Consider the following 16,528-nt stretch of genomic DNA (forward strand, 5'->3'; position numbering starts at 1 on the left):
TTCCGGGCTCGCCCGACGGCTCACGTTTCCGGGCTCGCCCGACGGCTCACACGGTCGCCCGCATCCGGTGGCGCGCCCCCGGACAGCGGCGGGCGGACCTCCGGTCCGCGCGCACCCGCGCCGGCCCTTCGGCCGGGCAGCCGGTGCCGAGGCGGAACCGGGGAGCGACGCCGTCGTATCAGGGGTGATCGGCGCGGGCGCCGTCGTGCGTCCGGTGTGCCGGCGCCGGACCGTCCGTGCCCGCGCGGGTCGCGTCCGTCCCCCAGCTCGCCAGGAGACGCAGGGCCTCCGCCGACGGGGAGTGCGGCTCCGCGTGATAGATGATCAGCGCCTGGTCGCCGTCGTCCGCCACCCGGAACGTCTCGTAGTTCAGGGACAGGTCCCCGACCAGCGGATGGCGCAGGCGCTTGACCCCGTGGCTCTTCTCCTTGACGTCATGGGTCGCCCACAGCCGGCGGAACTCCTCGCTCTTCACGGAGAGTTCGCCGACCAGGGCGGACAGCCGCGGGTCGTCGGGATAGCAGCCCGCGTCCATCCGCAGGGCGCAGACGATGTCGATCGCCTTCGACTCCCAGTCGATGAACAGATCACGGTACTCGGGGTGCAGGAAGACCAGCCGGGCCCAGTTCCGCTCGGCGGCCGGGAGCTCCGGCCAGTCGCCGAAGACGGCCGCGGCCATCCGGTTCCAGGCGAGGATCTCCGAGCGGCGGCCGACGATGTACGCCGGCACGCCGTCCATCGTGTCCAGCAGGCGGCACAGCGCCCCCCGCACCTGCTGCTGCCGTGCCGCGGGCTTCTTCTTGTGGGCCTTCGGCTTGGCCAGGTGGGTGAGATGGGCGTGCTCGGCGTCCGTCAGCCGCAGGGCGCGGGCGATCGAGTCCAGGACCTCGGCCGAGACGTTCCGTCCGTTGCCCTGTTCCAGCCGGGTGTAGTACGCCACCGACACCCCGGCCAGCTGGGCCAGCTCCTCGCGCCGCAGCCCGGGCACCCGGCGGTGCCGTCCGAAGTCGGGCAGCCCCACGTCCTCGGGCTTCAGCCGGGCCCGCCGGCTGCGCAGGAACTCGCTCAGCTCGGCCCGCCGGTCCAGGGACCGGCCGGCGGCGGCTGCTTCCGGCTGTTCGTCCATACGGCCAGTATCTGCCCTGTCACCTGGTCCTATGCCCGCGAGCCTGACCCCGCCAGTGGTAGGCACGGCGGTCGTACGCAAACCGGGGGACTGGGTGGCGCACGGGGATCGGATGCAGGCTGGAGACGTGCCCGGTCGGAAGGTCACCGGGCACGGAACCTCTGCTAGGAGAACACCGGCATGACCACTGTTGCTGCCTATGCCGCGCCCGCACCGAAGGCCCCGCTGGAGCGGACCACCATCGAGCGGCGTGCGGTCGGCGAGTTCGACGTCCTCATCGACATCAAGTTCGCCGGTATCTGCCACTCCGACATCCACCAGGCCCAGGACGGCTGGGCCCCGGGCATCTTCCCGATGGTCCCCGGCCACGAGATCGCGGGCGTCGTGGCCGAGGTCGGCCCCGGCGTGACGAGGTTCGCCGCCGGTGACCGGGTGGGCGTCGGCTGCATGGTCGACTCCTGCCGCGAGTGCGACAACTGCACGGCCGGTCTGGAGCAGTACTGCTCCAAGGGCGGCCCCACCTGGACCTACAACGCCGTCGGCAAGGACGGCGAGCCCACCTACGGCGGCTACTCGGAGAAGGTCGTCGTCGACGAGAACTACGTCGTCCGTGTCCCCGAGGGGCTCTCGCTGGACTTGGCCGCGCCGCTGCTCTGCGCGGGCATCACCACGTACTCGCCCCTGAAGCACTGGAACGCCGGTCCCGGCAAGAAGGTCGCCGTCGTCGGCCTCGGCGGGCTCGGCCACATGGGCGTCAAGATCGCGCACGCGCTCGGCGCCGAGGTCACCGTACTGTCGCAGTCCCTGCGCAAGAAGGACGACGGGCTCCGGCTGGGGGCCGATCACTACTACGCCACCAGCGACCCGGACACCTTCGAGGACCTGGCGGGCACGTTCGACATCATCCTGAACACCGTCTCGGCGCCGCTCGACTTCTCCGCGTACGTCTCCCTGCTGCGCACCGACGGCACCATGGTGAACGTCGGCCTCCCCGAGGAGCCGGTGCAGATCGTGCTCCAGTCCCTGTTCGGCAACCGCCGCAGCATGAGCAGCTCCGGCATCGGCGGCATCGCCGAGACCCAGGAGATGCTCGACTTCTGCGCCGAGCACGGCCTGGGCGCGGAGATCGAGCTGATCCGCGCCGACCAGATCAACGAGGCGTACGAGCGGGTGCTGGCCAGCAACGTCCGCTACCGCTTCGTCATCGACACCGCCACGATCTGAGCCGCGGGCAGCGGGCAGCGGGCGGCGGGCGGCGGGCCGCGCTGCCGGCGCCGTCACGATCCCGGCGCCGGCAGTGCCATCCATCCCGTCAGGGTCACGACGCCTCCCGGCGCAGGCACGACCCGCATCCCCGATCGATGCTTGAGCAGGGCCTGCAGGATCACAGGCCTACCGGCTTGCCGGCTCACTGGCCTGCCGGCCTACTGGCCTACGGGCTTGTCGGCTCACTGGTCTCCAGCGCGGCCTCGGGGCCGTCTTCCGGTGTGCTCTCCGAGGCCCAGCCGGGCAGGCGTGGGGCTCGTCGGCCTCGGTGACGGCGATGCCGGCAGGTTCCGGTCAGCCGGTCAGCCGGTCAGCCGGTCCGTCAGCCGGGCAGGTTTGCCGGGCTGCCGCCGTTCGCCTCGTACCCGGCCACCGCCAGCGCGCGGTACAGGGCGAACTCGGCCGCCGGGTCGGCGGTCAGGGTCCAGGGCAGCGCGCCGACATGGCCGTCGACGTGTATCAGCTGGTCCATGGCCTCTGCCCAGCGCTCGGCGCGCACCAGGAAGAAGACCAGCAGGTGGCGGACGTGGGCGAGCACCGGGTCGTCGGGGCGGGCCGCGTGCACCGCGTGCAGCGCGCCGTGCATCGCCTTGGTGACGACCTCGCTCTGGTAGAAGCTCGCCACCAGGTTCACCTCGGGGAGGTGCTCGAAGACCGCGAAGAGCGGCAGCGCGGCCAGCAGCGAGCCCTCGGGTGCGCGGGCCGCCGCGGCCTCGGCGAAGGCGTACGCCTGCTCGCGGGAACCGTGCCACTTCTCGCACCAGTAGTGCAGCGCGGCCAGGTGCGCCCCCATGTGGTGCGGGGCGCGGTCCAGAACGTTCAGCCACAGCTTCTCGAACTCCGGCTGCGGATGGGCAAGGCCGCGGGCGACGGACAGCTCGACGATGTACGGCACCGGGTCGCCGGGAGCCAGCAGCGCCGCCTGCCCGCACGCCTCCCGGGCCTCCTCCATGATGATCCGGAACTCGTCCGTGCCCGGCGTGGCCGTCCGCCACGCCTGCTGCACCAGGAACTCGGCGTGCACCGCCGCGCCGCCCGCGTCCTTCGGCTGCTCGGCCCGCCACACCCTGAGCCACTGTCCGCCCGGTATCTCGTGCACTCCGCCCGGCCGCTGCTGCAGTTCCAGGGCCACCGCGCCGGCGAAGGCCTGCACCCGCTGCCAGCGCACCTCGCCCTCGGTCTCGGTGCCGGCCAGCAGCTGGGCGGCCGCGCGGTAGTCCTGCGTGCGCTGCACCAGGTCCAGGACGTCCAGCAGATCCTCGTCGGGGCCGGGCATCCGCACGTCCAGGTCCTCCTGGCGCACGAAGCCGTAGCGCGCCGGATCGGCGGCGTCCGGGTGGCTCGCGGGAACCTGCTCGATCAGCCCGCGCCTGCGCCGAACCAGCGGGAGGATCACGAAGCTCAGCAGGAGCAGGGCCATGAGCAGCCAGAGAATCACCATGTCTCAAGCGAACCAGACACGGCCGACAATTGGCCAACCTCGCCCGCCGGGCCTGTGGAAAACTCCGGCGCGGGTCATGACAGAGGCGGCCACCGCCGCCGCACACCGCCGCCCGCCGCCGCCCACCAGGGGCGACCGCGGTCCGGCCCCGCCGTGCGCACAAGCCGCTGTGCGCACAAGCCGCCGTGCGCACCGGCCGCCGTACGCACAGGGTGCCGTACGCACAAGCCCCCGGCGCACAAGCCGCCGACCGCACCGGGCGCCCTGCACACAAGCCGCCGTAAGGACCGGCTGCTGCACGGACCGGCCGCCGCACGGACCGGTTGCCGTACAGACCGGCTGCCGTGCGCACCGGCCGCCGTACGCCCAGGGTGTCGTACGCACAAGCCGCCGAACGTACTGGCCGCCCTACGCACAGCCCGCCGTACGCACAGGGAAAACCCTTTCGCCGGGGCCGTGCGACCCCGCCGTCCGGCACCACCCGCGTGAGCGCACTACGCTCGGTGCCCATGAGCGACAGGCATATCAGTCAGCACTTCGAGACCCTCGCGATCCATGCGGGCAACACCGCGGATCCCCTCACCGGCGCGGTCGTCCCGCCGATCTACCAGGTCTCGACCTACAAGCAGGACGGCGTCGGCGGCCTGCGCGGCGGCTACGAGTACAGCCGCAGCGCCAACCCGACCAGGACCGCCCTGGAGGAGAACCTCGCCGCGCTGGAGGGCGGCCGCCGCGGCCTCGCGTTCGCGTCCGGCCTGGCGGCCGAGGACACCCTGCTGCGCACGCTGCTCAGCCCCGGCGACCACGTGGTCATCCCGAACGACGCCTACGGAGGAACCTTCCGCCTCTTCGCCAAGGTCGTCACCCGGTGGGGCGTGGAGTGGTCCGTCGCCGACACCAGCGACCCGGCCGCCGTCCGTGCCGCGATCACCCCGAAGACGAAGGCCGTCTGGGTGGAGACCCCCTCCAACCCGCTGCTCGGCATCACCGACATCGCCGCCGTCGCCCAGGTCGCCCACGACGCCGGTGCCAGGCTCGTCGTCGACAACACCTTCGCCACCCCCTACCTCCAGCAGCCGCTCTCGCTCGGGGCGGACGTCGTCGTGCACTCCCTGACCAAGTACATGGGCGGCCACTCGGACGTGGTCGGCGGTGCGCTGATCGTCTCCGACCAGGCGCTGGGCGACGAACTGGCCTACCACCAGAACGCGATGGGCGCCGTCTCCGGTCCCTTCGACTCCTGGCTGGTGCTGCGCGGCACCAAGACCCTCGCGGTGCGCATGGACCGGCACAGCGAGAACGCCACCAAGGTCGCCGACATGCTGACCCGGCACAAGCGCGTGACCAGCGTGCTCTACCCGGGGCTGCCCGAGCACCCGGGCCATGAGACCGCCGCCAAGCAGATGAAGGCCTTCGGCGGCATGGTGTCCTTCCGGGTCGAGGGCGGCGAGGAGGCCGCCGTCGAGGTGTGCAACCGCGCCAAGGTGTTCACGCTCGGCGAGTCGCTCGGCGGTGTCGAGTCGCTCATCGAGCACCCCGGCCGGATGACGCACGCCTCCGCGGCCGGCTCCGCCCTGGAGGTTCCCGCCGACCTGGTGCGCCTGTCCGTGGGCATCGAGAACGTCGACGACCTGCTGGAGGACCTGCAGCAGGCCCTGGGCTGACGGTCCGCGTCACCAGCCGGTGATCGGTGGAGTCGTCTGCGACGGCGGCTCCACCCAGGGGTGGGCGTGCGCCGCCCACACGGTGAACGCCACGGCCGCGGCGCACAGCAGCAGCCACAGCAGGCGGTGCTCCAGGCGCCTGCGCCGCAGCACCCGGTTGCCGCGGCGGACCACCTCGCCGTACAGGTCCGGGGGCACGGGGGCCGGTGCCTGCTCCATGATCCGTCGCGCCGCGGCCTCCCGCTCCGTCCGGTTCACCGGGTCCTGCCCGCGCTCCGGCGCCTCATGAGGGCGCCACCTTCGCACCGCCCATCGCGCGCGGTGCGGCCGTACGCGCAGGATGCAGCAGGGTGGCCGTCGCACGGTCGCAGATGGTGTGCACGCGCTCGGATGGGAGGCCGAGCAGGGCCGCCGTCTGCTCCTCGGCGACCCCCTCGTACAGCCGCAGCACCAGGATCAGCCGCTCCTGCGGTGTCAGGGCGGCGAGCGGGCTGCGCGGATGGGCCCGGGTACGGCCGAAGGCGCCGTACTGGTGCCATGTCCCGTGCGAGAAGCGTGTGGCGAGGTACTGGCGGGCGCGGTCGTACGGGTCCTCGCCGTGCAGCCGGTCCCAGCGGGCGTAGGTGTGGGCGAGGGCCAGCGTCAGCAGTCTCCGCGCGCGCGGGTTGGCGTCCGGCGCCTCGGCGGTGAGCAGGGTGGCGGCATGCAGCAGCCGTCCGGCCGCGCCCGCCACGAACGCCTCGAACTCCCGGGCCCGGCGGGCATCGCGGGATGCCTGCCGATCGCGCACCGCGCCTCCCCCCTGAGGGGGCCCTGTCCGGCACGCGGCGGATGAACCGCGTACCACGCAGGACCCGGTCTCATATGAGGCCAGCGGCGGCCCAAGGTCAATACTCCGGACCGCACCCGTGCGGCAGGTCGCCTCAGGCCGTCGGCGGCTCCTCCGGGGACGGCACCCCCTGGACCGTCATACGGGCGGAGAGCGCGCTGTTGAAGCGGGTGAGGAGCGTGCAGAACTGCTCGCGCTCCTCCGGCGCCCAGTCGTGAGTCAGCTCGGCCATCAACTGACGCCGCGAGGAGCGCACTTCCTCCAGCCGGGAGACGCCGCGCGGCGACAGCTGGAGCACCACCGCCCGCCCGTCCTCCGGGTGCGAGGTGCGCTTGACGAGCCCGGTGTCGACCAGCGGAGCCACCTGCCGGGTGACCGTGGACGAGTCGATCCCCATGCTCGCGGCGAGCGCCTTGACGCCCATCGGACCTTCGTTGTCCAGACGGTTGAGCAGCAGGTACGCGGCGCGGTCCATGGAGTTGCGCACCTGCCCGACCCCACCGAGCCGGGTCTGCTCCGCACGGCGGGCGAACAGCGCCACCTCGTGCTGGAGGGTGTCGAGGAGACCGGTGTCACCGAGGGTCGTCATGTCCATCGACATTTCAGGTGTTGTGGGCATGGCCGGAGGCTCGCTTCATGAAGGGTGCTGGGTTGGGGGACAGGGTACGCGGCCCGGGGGCGAGCCGTACCGGCGCTGCACAAACCGGTCTCGGAGGTTGGTCACACCCGTCGTGTGCGACCGTGAACTGCGAGACTTGAGTCATGAGCTACGGCACGGCTGACTCCTTGCGCTCCGTCACCCTCGACGATGTGCGCGGAGCCCAGAAGATGCTCTCGGGTGTGGCGCGGGTGACCGCGATGGAAGGCAGCCGGCACCTGTCCCAGCTGATCGGCGCGCCGGTGCACCTCAAGTGCGAGAACCTGCAGCGGACGGGCTCGTTCAAGCTGCGCGGCGCCTACGTTCGGATCGCCGGACTGCTGCCGGAGGAACGTGCCGCCGGGGTGGTGGCCGCGAGCGCCGGGAACCACGCGCAGGGCGTGGCGCTGGCCTCCTCGCTGCTGGGTGTGCACGCCACGGTGTTCATGCCGAAGGGCGCCCCGCTGCCGAAGATCAGTGCCACCCGGGACTACGGCGCCGAGGTGCGCCTGCACGGCCAGGTGGTCGACGAGACGCTCGCCGCGGCGATCGAGTACGCGGCCGGGACGGGCGCGGTGTTCATCCACCCCTTCGACCACCCGGACGTGATCGCCGGCCAGGGCACGGTCGGCCTGGAGATCCTGGAGCAGTGCCCGGAGGTGCGCACGATCGTCGTCGGCATCGGCGGCGGCGGGCTCGCGGCCGGGATCGCGGTCGCGGTGAAGGCGGTACGGCCGGACGTCAGGATCGTCGGGGTGCAGGCGGAGGGCGCCGCGGCCTACCCGCCCTCGCTCGCGGCCGGCCGGCCGGTACCGGTGCAGAACCCGGTGACGATGGCCGACGGCATCAAGGTGGGCCTGCCGGGCCTGGTGCCGTTCGGGATCATCAGCGAGCTGGTGGACGAGGTCCGCACGGTCAGCGAGGACCAGCTGTCGGCCGCGCTGCTGCTGTGTCTGGAGCGGGCCAAGCTGGTCGTCGAGCCGGCCGGGGCGAGCCCGGTGGCGGCTCTGCTCGGCGAGCCCGGCGCCTTCCCCGGCCCGGTCGTCGCCGTGCTGTCCGGCGGCAACGTCGATCCGGTGCTGCTCCAGCGGGTGCTGCGGCACGGCATGACCGCGCAGGGCCGCTACCTGGCGGTCCGGCTGCGGCTGACGGACCGGCCGGGCGCCCTCGCCACGCTCCTCGGGGTGCTGTCGGTGGTCGACGCCAACGTCCTCGACGTGAGCCATGTGCGAACCGATCCCCGGCTCGGGCTCACGGAGGCGGAGGTGGAACTGCACCTCGAGACGAAGGGACCGGCCCACTGCGCCGAGGTCGGCCATGCCCTGCGCGAGGCGGGCTACACGGTCATCGACTGAGCCCGGACGGGGCCTGCCGGGGCGCTGTCGGGGCGCTCTCGGGCGGCGGTGTCGTTCGTTCGGGGAAATCCATTGATGGACGCGATACATCGCGTTATGGTGTGTCGCGTGGCCGCCGGTCCGCCGCCGGCCCACCGGATCGCGGGCGGAAACCGCAGACAGGAATCTGCGGACAGCAATCCGCAGGCGGAGTTCCGCAGGTGGAAAACTGCGGGCGGCTCCGGGCGCGCAAACCTACTCTCTCTTCCGACTCTTCCGAAGAATCCCGACGACGTGGAGACTCACATGCCAGGCGCCATCTATGCCGAAGGCCTCGTGAAGACCTTCGGCGACGTAAAGGCACTGGACGGCGTCGACCTCGATGTCCCCGAGGGCACGGTCCTCGGCCTGTTCGGGCCGAACGGCGCCGGCAAGACGACGACGGTCCGCTGTCTGACCACCCTGCTGCGTCCCGACCACGGCAAGGCGGTCGTCGCGGGCGTGGACGTGCTCAAGCACCCCGACACCGTCCGCCGGTCCATAGGCCTGTCCGGCCAGTTCGCGGCAGTCGACGAATACCTGACCGGCAGGGAGAACCTCCAGATGGTCGGGCAGCTCTACCAGATGAAGGCCAAGGCGGCCAAGCAGCGCGCGGCCGACCTGCTGGAGCAGTTCAACCTCGCGGACGCGGCCGACCGCCCCGCCAAGACCTACTCCGGCGGCATGCGCCGCCGGCTCGACCTCGCCGCCGCCCTCGTGGTCTCCCCGCCCGTGATGTTCATGGACGAACCCACGACCGGCCTCGACCCGCGCAACCGCCAGCAGCTGTGGGAGGTCATCAAACAGCTCGTCTCCGGCGGTACGACCCTGCTGCTCACCACGCAGTACCTCGAAGAGGCCGACCACCTGGCCCACGACATCGCGGTGGTCGACCACGGCCGGGTCATCGCAACGGGCACCTCCGACCAGCTCAAGGCCCGCACCGGCGGCGAGCGCGTCGAGGTCGTGGTGCACGAGCGCGACCACATGGCCGGCGCCGCCGAGGTGCTGCGCGGCTTCGGCAAGGGCGAGACCACCGTCGAGGAGCACACCCGCAAGCTCACCGTCCCCGTCACCGGCGGCGCCAAGCTGCTCGCCGAGGTCATCCGGGAGCTGGACGGCCGCGGCATCGAGATGGACGACATAGGACTGCGCCGCCCCACCCTCGACGACGTCTTCCTGTCCCTGACCGGGCACGTGGCCGAGGCCGCCGAACAGAGCGGGACGAACGGCAAGGAGGCCGTGAAGTGAGTGCCGTGACCGACACCGCGCCCCTGGCGACACCCGGAAACTCCATCGGCCGGTCCGTCCGCGACTCGCTGATCGTTGCAAAACGCAATCTGATCCGTATGTCCCGCATTCCCGAGGTGGTGATCTTCGGGCTGATACAGCCGATCATGTTCGTGGTGCTGTTCACCTACGTGTTCGGCGGGTCCATGAAGATCGACGGCAGCACCAGCGCCGAGTCCTACAAGAACTTCCTGATGGCGGGCATCTTCGCGCAGACCGTCACCTTCGCCACCGCCAGCTCCGGCGCGGGCATAGCCGACGACATGCACAAGGGCCTCATCGACCGCTTCCGCTCCCTGCCCATGGCGCGCGGCGCGGTGCTGACCGGGCGGACCCTCGCCGACAGCGTCCAGACGGCGCTCACCCTGCTGGTTCTCGCCGTCGTCGCGCTGGTGGTCGGCTGGCGGGTCGGGACCTTCCACGACACCGACGCGGGCCGGGTCCTCGCCGCGTTCGCCCTGCTGCTCCTGCTCGGGTACGCGTTCACCTGGATCGGAGCGCTGATCGGCCTGACCGTGCGCACCCCCGAGGCGGCCACCTCCGGCGGGCTGGTCTGGCTCTTCCCGGTGACCTTCATCTCCAACGCGTTCGTGGACACCAGCAACATGACCCCGTGGCTGCGTCACATAGCGGAGTGGAACCCGTTCAGTGCCACCGTCCAGGCGGCCCGCGTGCTGTTCGGCAGCCCCGGTCAGTCCCAGTCGACCGCCTGGCCCATGCAGCACCCGGTCTGGGCCTCGCTGATCTACTCGGTCCTGATCGTCGTCGTGTTCCGCACCCTGGCGGTCCGCAAGTACCGCTCGGCGACCGCCTGACGAGACGGCAGCGCCCCCGGCGTCACACGGACACCGGGGGCGCGATACGAAGCCGGGGGGGCTCAGTCCGAGTAGGGCTTGGCCTCCAGGATCTTCACCGAGGCCTTCTTGCCGTTCGGCAGCTCGTACTCCGCGTTCTCGCCGACCTTGTGGCCGATGACGCCGGAGCCGAGCGGGGACTGCGGCGAGTACGTCTCGATGTCGGAGCTCGCGTACTCGCGGGAGGCGAGCAGGAACGTCATGGTGTCGTCCTCGTCACCGTCGAAGGCGATCGTCACGACCATGCCCGGCGCGACGGCACCGTCCGCGGAGGCCGTAGCCTCGCCCACCTGGGCGTTCTCCAGAAGCTGGGTCAGCTGGCGCACGCGCAGCTCCTGCTTGCCCTGCTCCTCCTTGGCCGCGTGGTACCCGCCGTTCTCGCGCAGGTCGCCCTCCTCGCGCGCGGCCGCGATCTTGGCGGCGATCTCCGTGCGCGCAGGACCAGTAAGGTACTCAAGCTCATGCTTGAGCTTGTTGTACGCCTCCTGGGTCAGCCAGGTGACGTTCTCGCTGGTCTGGGTCACAGGGTGCTCCTCGTCGGTACTGGGAATACAAATCATCGCCCTACCCAGAAGCATGTTCCCTCTTGGAAGGGCGAAACCACGAGCCTAACAATTCCGCGGCCAAAGGGGGAGGACATAAGCCGTCAGAATCGCATCAACGCAGGTCAGCGCATACGCATTGTGGGTGACACCGGGCGCTGTCCGGCACCGGCGGGCCGGTTCGGCCGGTGGATCAGCCCGCGTGACAGCCGAGCAGCTCGGCCGTCGTGCCCTTGGCCGTCGTACGGAGCGTGACGACCCTGTCGATGCGCGTGGCCGGACCGGTGAAGCGGAAGTCCGCCCGGCCCACCTCGGCGCCGTCGGCGCTCTGGGAGCGCAGCGTGCAGTAGCCGGAGGCGTCCGCGTCCTTGTGGACCTCCAGGTGCACCCGGACCGCGTCGTCGGACGCGTCGAAGGTGATCACCTGGGCGCTGATCTTGTTCTCCGCCACGTAGTGGTAGGCGAAGTAGCCGACCAGGGCGAGCAGGGCCGCGCCGAGCACCGTGCCGGCGATCCTGAGCTTGCGGTCGGCGCGCTCGTCCGAGGAGCGGCCGTAGCGGCCCTCGGGCAGCCGCGTGCTCGCCGTACTCATGATCGTCCTCCCGGCAGGGTCGGGACCTTGTCCCGAAAAGGGGCCCCGGGGCGCGACCCCGGAATTATTCGCCCCCCGATTCGGTCACTATAGAAGCCGCCGATCGCACCCGAAGACACCGGGGCGCCGACATACCAAGGATTGAGTCTTGACTGACCAGCTGCGACTGATGGCCGTTCACGCGCACCCCGACGATGAGTCGAGCAAGGGCGCGGCCACCATGGCGAAGTACGTGTCCGAGGGGGTGGACGTGCTGGTGGTGACCTGCACCGGCGGAGAGCGTGGGTCCATCCTCAATCCCAAGCTGCAGGGCGACGCATACATCGAGGAGCACATCCACGAGGTGCGCAAGAAGGAGATGGACGAGGCCCGCGAGATCCTCGGCGTCGGCCAGGAGTGGCTCGGCTTCGTCGACTCCGGCCTGCCCGAGGGCGACCCGCTGCCGCCGCTGCCCGAGGGCTGTTTCGCCCTGGAGGACATCGACAAGGCGGCGGCCGAGCTGGTGCGGAAGATCCGCGCCTTCCGTCCGCAGGTGATCACCACCTACGACGAGAACGGCGGCTACCCGCACCCCGACCACATCATGACCCACAAGATCTCGATGGTGGCGTTCGAGGGTGCGGCGGACGCCGAGAAGTACCCGGAGGCCGAGTACGGACCGGCCTACCAGCCGCTGAAGCTCTACTACAACCAGGGCTTCAACCGTCCCCGCACCGAGGCCCTGCACAACGCGATGCTGGAGCGCGGCCTGGAGTCGCCGTACGGGGAGTGGCTCAAGCGCTGGAACGAGTTCGAGCGCACCGAGCGCACCCTGACCACGCACGTTCCGTGCGCGGACTTCTTCGAGATCCGTGACAAGGCGCTGATCGCGCACGCCACGCAGATCGACCCCGACGGCGGCTGGTTCAAGGTGCCGATGGAGCTGCAGAAGGAGGTCTGGCCGACGGAGGAGTACGAGCTGGCGAAGTCGCTCGTCGACACCTCCCTCCCCGAGGACGACCTCTTCGCGGGCATCCGCGACAATGCCTGACATGAGTGCAAGCGTGAGCCTGGCAGTGACGCATCTCGTCCCCCTCGCCAAGGAGGTCGACGAGAACAAGGTCACCCCCGGCGTCCTCGGTTTCATCGTCTTCGCGGTGATGGCCCTGGCCGTGTGGGGCCTGATGAAGTCGATGAACAAGCACATGCAGAAGGTCGACTTCAAGGAGGCGGCCCCCTCCAAGAAGGAGGCCGCCCCGGTCGGCTCGGGCAAGGCCTCCGACCCGGTCGAGCCGCGGCAGGGCTAGGCACGCGGCAGGGCTGGGACACAGGGCCCGATGGCTTCGGCACCGCCGGGTCCGACGGCCGTCTCACTGCTGCGCCGGTACCGTCACCCCCATCACCTCCCGGGCGTGGCGGTCCGGCGTCATGTGCAGGCGCCAGGCCTGCCAGCCCGTCTCCAGGCTGACGCCCCGCTCCAGCAGCAGGGCGTAGGCCGGTACCCACTCGCCCAGCTTCTCGTCCCGCAGCGGATGCGTGGCGCGCGACAACTGGGCCAGCTCCTCCTGGGCCACCGCCGTCCCCACCTCGATCCCGCCCGGTGCCGCGTACGGCAGCAGGGTGCAGCGCAGAAAGCGCGCCCAGTCCTCTCCGCGGCGGTCGCCGAGGGACGTGAAGAGGGTCAGCGCCTCGTCGCACAGGGCGAGCGCCTGCTGGATCCGGGCGTTGCCGGCGTCCACCACCGCCAGTTCCAGGCAGGTCCAGGCCTCGCCGTGGGCGACGCCGATGCGCTGGAAGTCGGCGCGGGCGTCGACGAGCAGCTGGCGGGCGAAGCCCGAGTTGCGCAGGGATCCGGTCTGCGCGGCCCGCTGGTCGCGGGTGGCCCGGGCCGAGTGGTGCCGGGCGCAGGCGAGGCCGTAGACGTCCCGCATCCGGGAGAACATCGTGCGGGAGCGTTCCAGGTCGCGCACCGCCTGGCTCAGTTCACCGGTCTCCTCCAGGGCCTGGCCGAGGTAGTACAGCGTCCAGGCCTCGCCGCGCGCGTCCTCGTTGTCCCGGTGCCGGGCCGCCGCCCGGCGCAGCGCCTCGGCGGCGGGGGAGGGATCGCCGTCGACCAGCCGTGCCCGGGCCAGCTGGGTCAGCGCCCAGGCCTCCCCGCGGGCGTCGTGGGTCTGGCCGTACCGCTCCAGGGCGGCCCGCAGTTCCCTCTCCGCGCGCGGTACGTCGCCCATGCGCAGCGCCAGCTGGCCGAGCTGGAAGTGGGCCCAGGCCTCGCCGTGCAGGGAGCCGCCCTCGCGGTGCAGGACCAGTGAGCGGGTGAGCAGGTCCAGGGCCTCCGACAGGCGGCCGCGGTCGCGCTGGACCGCGCCCAGCGCGTGCATCGTCCAGGCCCGGTCCGTCTCCAGTTCCGGGGCCGCCTGCAGGTCCAGAGCCTCCTGGAGCCTTGCCGCCGCCTCGGTGAGGTTGCCCTGGTGGTGCAGGGTGATCCCGAGGGAGCACAGGGCGCGGGCCGCACCCGCGTCGTGATGGGCCTCCCGGTAGAGGTCCACGACGGAGGCGAGGGTGGTGCGCGCCTTGTCCAGCTCGCCCAGCTGGCGGGCCGCGATACCGGTGCGCCACTGCACCGAGCGCACCAGCAGACCCTGGTCCACCGCCTGGGCCAGTTCGCTGATCTCGCCGAGCCGGTAGAGGTCGCCGCGCAGCAGGCAGTAGTCGCACAGTGCGCCCAGCAGGTTCTGTACGGCCGCCTGGTTCACGCCCTCGGCCTGGCGCAGGGCCGCCGTGATGAAGCTCGACTCGTCGTCCAGCCAGCGCAGCGCCTCGTCCAGCGAGGTGAAGCCGTGCGGGCCGAACCGGTCCGAACGCGTCGACATGTTCCCGTCGACCAGCCGCAGCACCGAGTCGGCGAGCTCCGCGTAGTTCACGATCAGCCGCTCCTGTGCGGCCGCGCGCTCGGCCGGGTCCTCCTCGTCCAGCAGACGGCCCTGGGCGAAGGCCCGCACCAGATCGTGCAGCCGGTAGCGGCTGCCGCGGACGTGGTCGATCAGACCGGCCTGCGCGAGGGCGACCAGATGCCGGGTGGCCTCCGGTTCGTCGGTGGCGAGCAGGGCGGCGGCCGCCGCCGCGCCGAGCGAGGCCCGGCCGGCCAGCGCGAGCCTTCTCAGCAGCCGGCGCGTGGTCTCCGGCTGGTCGGAGTAGCGCAGCCACAGCACCCGCTCCACCGGATCCACCGGGCCGTACGCGTCCAGGTCCGTGGCCAGCTGCCGGGGCGAGCGCGGGCCCAGCGCCGAGCCGGCGGCGCGCAGGGTCAGCGGCAGGCCTCCGCACAACTGCCGGATCAGGTCGGTGGATTCGGCGTCGTACGGGCCCGAGGCGTCCTCGGCGGCCGCGCTCAGCAGTTCCTCGGCGCCCGCCGCGTCCAGGGGCCGCACCGGCAGGTGGTGCACCCAGGCGGGCAGGTCCGCGGGCAGCTCCAGGGCGGTGCGCGCGGTGACCAGGACCAGACTGTCGGAGTGCTCCGGCACCAGTGCGCGTACCTGCTCCGGGTCCCAGGCGTCGTCCAGCACGATCGTCACGGGCAGGCCGGTCAGATGCCGGTGGTAGAGCTCGCCGAGCCGCTTGACCTGCTGGTCGGGGGAGGAACGCTCGCGGAACAGCAGTTGCTCGCGGGGTGCGCCGAGGCGGTTGAGCAGGTGCAGCAGGGCGTCGCGGGTGGGCAGGGACGGTCCCTCCCGGCTGCCGCCGCGCAGGTCCACCACGACCGCGCCCCGGAAGTGGTCCTTCAGCTCGTGCGCCGCGCGGACCGCGAGCGTCGTACGGCCGGAGCCGGGCTCGCCGTGCAGCACGACCACCGTCGGCCGGGTCTCGGTGGCCGCACGGGCCGCCTGCGCCCACTGCCTGATCCGCGCCACCTCCTGGCGGCGGCCCGCGAACGGACCGGCCGGTACCGGCAGTTGACCGAACGACTGCTCCAGCACGGTGCGTCTGCGGGCCGCCGCGCTCTTGTCCGAACCGCGCAGCGCCGGGCCGCCCGGCGGCTTGGGGCCCGTGGAGGCGCTGAGCACCCGCTGCTGGTCGAGGAACGGGCGGATGCCGCGCACCTCCAGTGCGGTCAGCCACTGCAGCCGCAGCTGCTCCGGGCCGCCGGGCTGGCCGGCCGCGCCCGCGCGATGGTGGGCCGCGGGCAGATGGGAGCCGGCCACCTTGATCACGGTGACGGCGGCACCCAGCACACCGGCGGCGACGCCCGCCCCGGCCGCCGTGCCCGCGCCGGTGCCCAGGGACAGGTCGGCCACGGCCGCGCCTGCCGCCGTGACCGCGGCCACCAGCAGGGCGGTTCCGGCGCCCTGGCGTGCGTAGCGCTGGCCGAAGGTGAGGCGGCCCGCCTCGGTCTCGGCGAGTGCTTGCGCATAGGCCTCGTACTCCTCGGCGGCCGGCCGCGCGATGGTGTCCAGGGCCCCGCGTGCCCGCGACAGCAGCAGCCGTCCGTCGGTCCGCCCGCCGGAGCGGCGCACCTCCTCCTCCACGGCCCGCGCCAGCAGCCGCTCGGCCTCCGCCCGATGGTCGTTCCGCATGTCCCGTCCCCCTCCGGCGGCAACTCCTTTGCCTACGAGTGTGCTTCGGGGGTGGCGGGAACGCGAGGGGGCGGTGATCAGGGGCTGGGTGAGGGTTGCACGGCAGCCCGCCGGTGCAGGGCCGTCCTGCGCGTGGGCGCCGGCCCGGTGCCCTTCCGGCACACCACGCCCGCGCCGGCCGCCATGGGCCCGGCGCTGCCGAGCCAGGCCTGCTGTCCTGCGGTGTCCGGACGCTCGATCCGGTGGAGCGGCAGGACATGTTCGAGGTCGGCCCGTTCTGCTCGCCGGCGCTGCTGTTGGCGGCGGCCGCGTCCGCAGAGCCGGTGTCCGCCGTCTCGTGCGCCGGCTCCTTGGGCGGTGC

15 protein-coding genes are annotated in these 16,528 nt (G+C 72.0%); 7 read left to right on the forward strand and 8 right to left on the reverse strand.

Annotation, left to right across the window (positions count from 1 at the left end):
• Positions 1-178: 178 nt before the first annotated feature.
• Entirely contained in the window at positions 179-1,126 is a 948-nt protein-coding gene (locus ACZ7P3_RS21460; RefSeq protein WP_472083932.1) for a helix-turn-helix domain-containing protein, read from the reverse strand.
• A gap of 180 nt (positions 1,127-1,306) precedes the next feature.
• Here ACZ7P3_RS21460 and ACZ7P3_RS21465 point away from each other — a divergent pair, with 180 nt between their 5' ends.
• Positions 1,307-2,350 carry an NAD(P)-dependent alcohol dehydrogenase gene (locus ACZ7P3_RS21465; RefSeq protein ID WP_472083934.1) on the forward strand — a complete coding sequence of 348 codons (1,044 nt, stop codon included), beginning with the start codon at positions 1,307-1,309 and terminating at the stop codon, positions 2,348-2,350.
• A 364-nt stretch (positions 2,351-2,714) separates the two neighbouring features.
• Here the strand turns inward: ACZ7P3_RS21465 and ACZ7P3_RS21470 are convergent, their stop codons facing one another.
• On the reverse strand, positions 2,715-3,833 hold the full coding sequence (locus ACZ7P3_RS21470) for a hypothetical protein (protein ID WP_472083936.1): 1,119 nt from the start codon (positions 3,831-3,833) through the stop codon (positions 2,715-2,717).
• A gap of 509 nt (positions 3,834-4,342) precedes the next feature.
• On the opposite strand from ACZ7P3_RS21470, the gene ACZ7P3_RS21475 reads away from it, so the two are divergent.
• The gene (locus ACZ7P3_RS21475) at positions 4,343-5,497 is read left to right on the forward strand and encodes a cystathionine gamma-synthase (RefSeq protein WP_472083938.1); all 1,155 of its coding nucleotides are present in this window, start codon (positions 4,343-4,345) and stop codon (positions 5,495-5,497) included.
• Between the two features lie 9 nt (positions 5,498-5,506).
• Here ACZ7P3_RS21475 and ACZ7P3_RS21480 read toward each other — a convergent pair whose 3' ends face one another.
• The 3 genes from ACZ7P3_RS21480 to ACZ7P3_RS21490 all read right to left on the reverse strand — a co-directional run bounded on the left by ACZ7P3_RS21480 (position 5,507) and on the right by ACZ7P3_RS21490 (position 6,927).
• The gene (locus tag ACZ7P3_RS21480) at positions 5,507-5,755 is read right to left on the reverse strand and encodes a hypothetical protein (protein ID WP_472083939.1); all 249 of its coding nucleotides are present in this window, start codon (positions 5,753-5,755) and stop codon (positions 5,507-5,509) included.
• Between the two features lie 25 nt (positions 5,756-5,780).
• Complete coding sequence (locus ACZ7P3_RS21485) at positions 5,781-6,287, reverse strand: sigma factor-like helix-turn-helix DNA-binding protein (protein ID WP_472083941.1); 507 nt, start codon at positions 6,285-6,287, stop codon at positions 5,781-5,783.
• Positions 6,288-6,420: 133 nt separating this feature from the next.
• The gene (locus tag ACZ7P3_RS21490) at positions 6,421-6,927 is read right to left on the reverse strand and encodes a MarR family winged helix-turn-helix transcriptional regulator (RefSeq protein ID WP_472084588.1); all 507 of its coding nucleotides are present in this window, start codon (positions 6,925-6,927) and stop codon (positions 6,421-6,423) included.
• Positions 6,928-7,088: 161 nt separating this feature from the next.
• On the opposite strand from ACZ7P3_RS21490, the gene ilvA reads away from it, so the two are divergent.
• The 3 genes from ilvA to ACZ7P3_RS21505 all read left to right on the forward strand — a co-directional run bounded on the left by ilvA (position 7,089) and on the right by ACZ7P3_RS21505 (position 10,441).
• Entirely contained in the window at positions 7,089-8,318 is a 1,230-nt protein-coding gene (gene ilvA / locus ACZ7P3_RS21495) for a threonine ammonia-lyase (RefSeq protein WP_472083943.1), read from the forward strand.
• Between the two features lie 285 nt (positions 8,319-8,603).
• Entirely contained in the window at positions 8,604-9,587 is a 984-nt protein-coding gene (locus ACZ7P3_RS21500; RefSeq protein ID WP_472083945.1) for an ATP-binding cassette domain-containing protein, read from the forward strand.
• A complete protein-coding gene (locus ACZ7P3_RS21505; RefSeq protein WP_472083947.1) occupies positions 9,584-10,441 on the forward strand; it encodes an ABC transporter permease in 858 nt (285 codons plus the stop codon). Before ACZ7P3_RS21500 ends, ACZ7P3_RS21505 begins: the two co-directional genes overlap by 4 nt.
• A 62-nt stretch (positions 10,442-10,503) precedes the next feature.
• On the opposite strand, the gene greA is transcribed toward ACZ7P3_RS21505, so the two are convergent.
• Both greA and ACZ7P3_RS21515 read right to left on the reverse strand, forming a co-directional pair.
• Entirely contained in the window at positions 10,504-11,004 is a 501-nt protein-coding gene (gene greA, locus ACZ7P3_RS21510) for a transcription elongation factor GreA (protein ID WP_472083949.1), read from the reverse strand.
• A gap of 211 nt (positions 11,005-11,215) precedes the next feature.
• A complete protein-coding gene (locus ACZ7P3_RS21515) occupies positions 11,216-11,614 on the reverse strand; it encodes a DUF4307 domain-containing protein (RefSeq protein ID WP_472083951.1) in 399 nt (132 codons plus the stop codon).
• Between the two features lie 148 nt (positions 11,615-11,762).
• Here ACZ7P3_RS21515 and mca point away from each other — a divergent pair, with 148 nt between their 5' ends.
• Together mca and ACZ7P3_RS21525 are read left to right on the forward strand one after the other, a co-directional pair.
• Complete coding sequence (gene mca, locus ACZ7P3_RS21520; RefSeq protein WP_472083953.1) at positions 11,763-12,644, forward strand: mycothiol conjugate amidase Mca; 882 nt, start codon at positions 11,763-11,765, stop codon at positions 12,642-12,644.
• Entirely contained in the window at positions 12,637-12,900 is a 264-nt protein-coding gene (locus ACZ7P3_RS21525) for a hypothetical protein (protein ID WP_472083955.1), read from the forward strand. Before mca ends, ACZ7P3_RS21525 begins: the two co-directional genes overlap by 8 nt.
• Before the next feature lie 63 nt (positions 12,901-12,963).
• Here the strand turns inward: ACZ7P3_RS21525 and ACZ7P3_RS21530 are convergent, their stop codons facing one another.
• Positions 12,964-16,167 (reverse strand): tetratricopeptide repeat protein, encoded by a 3,204-nt coding sequence (locus tag ACZ7P3_RS21530; RefSeq protein ID WP_472083957.1) that lies wholly within the window; start codon positions 16,165-16,167, stop codon positions 12,964-12,966.
• Between the last annotated feature and the right edge of the window lie 361 nt (positions 16,168-16,528).

The sequence above is a fragment of the Streptomyces sp. NPDC107581 genome (assembly GCF_055657175.1).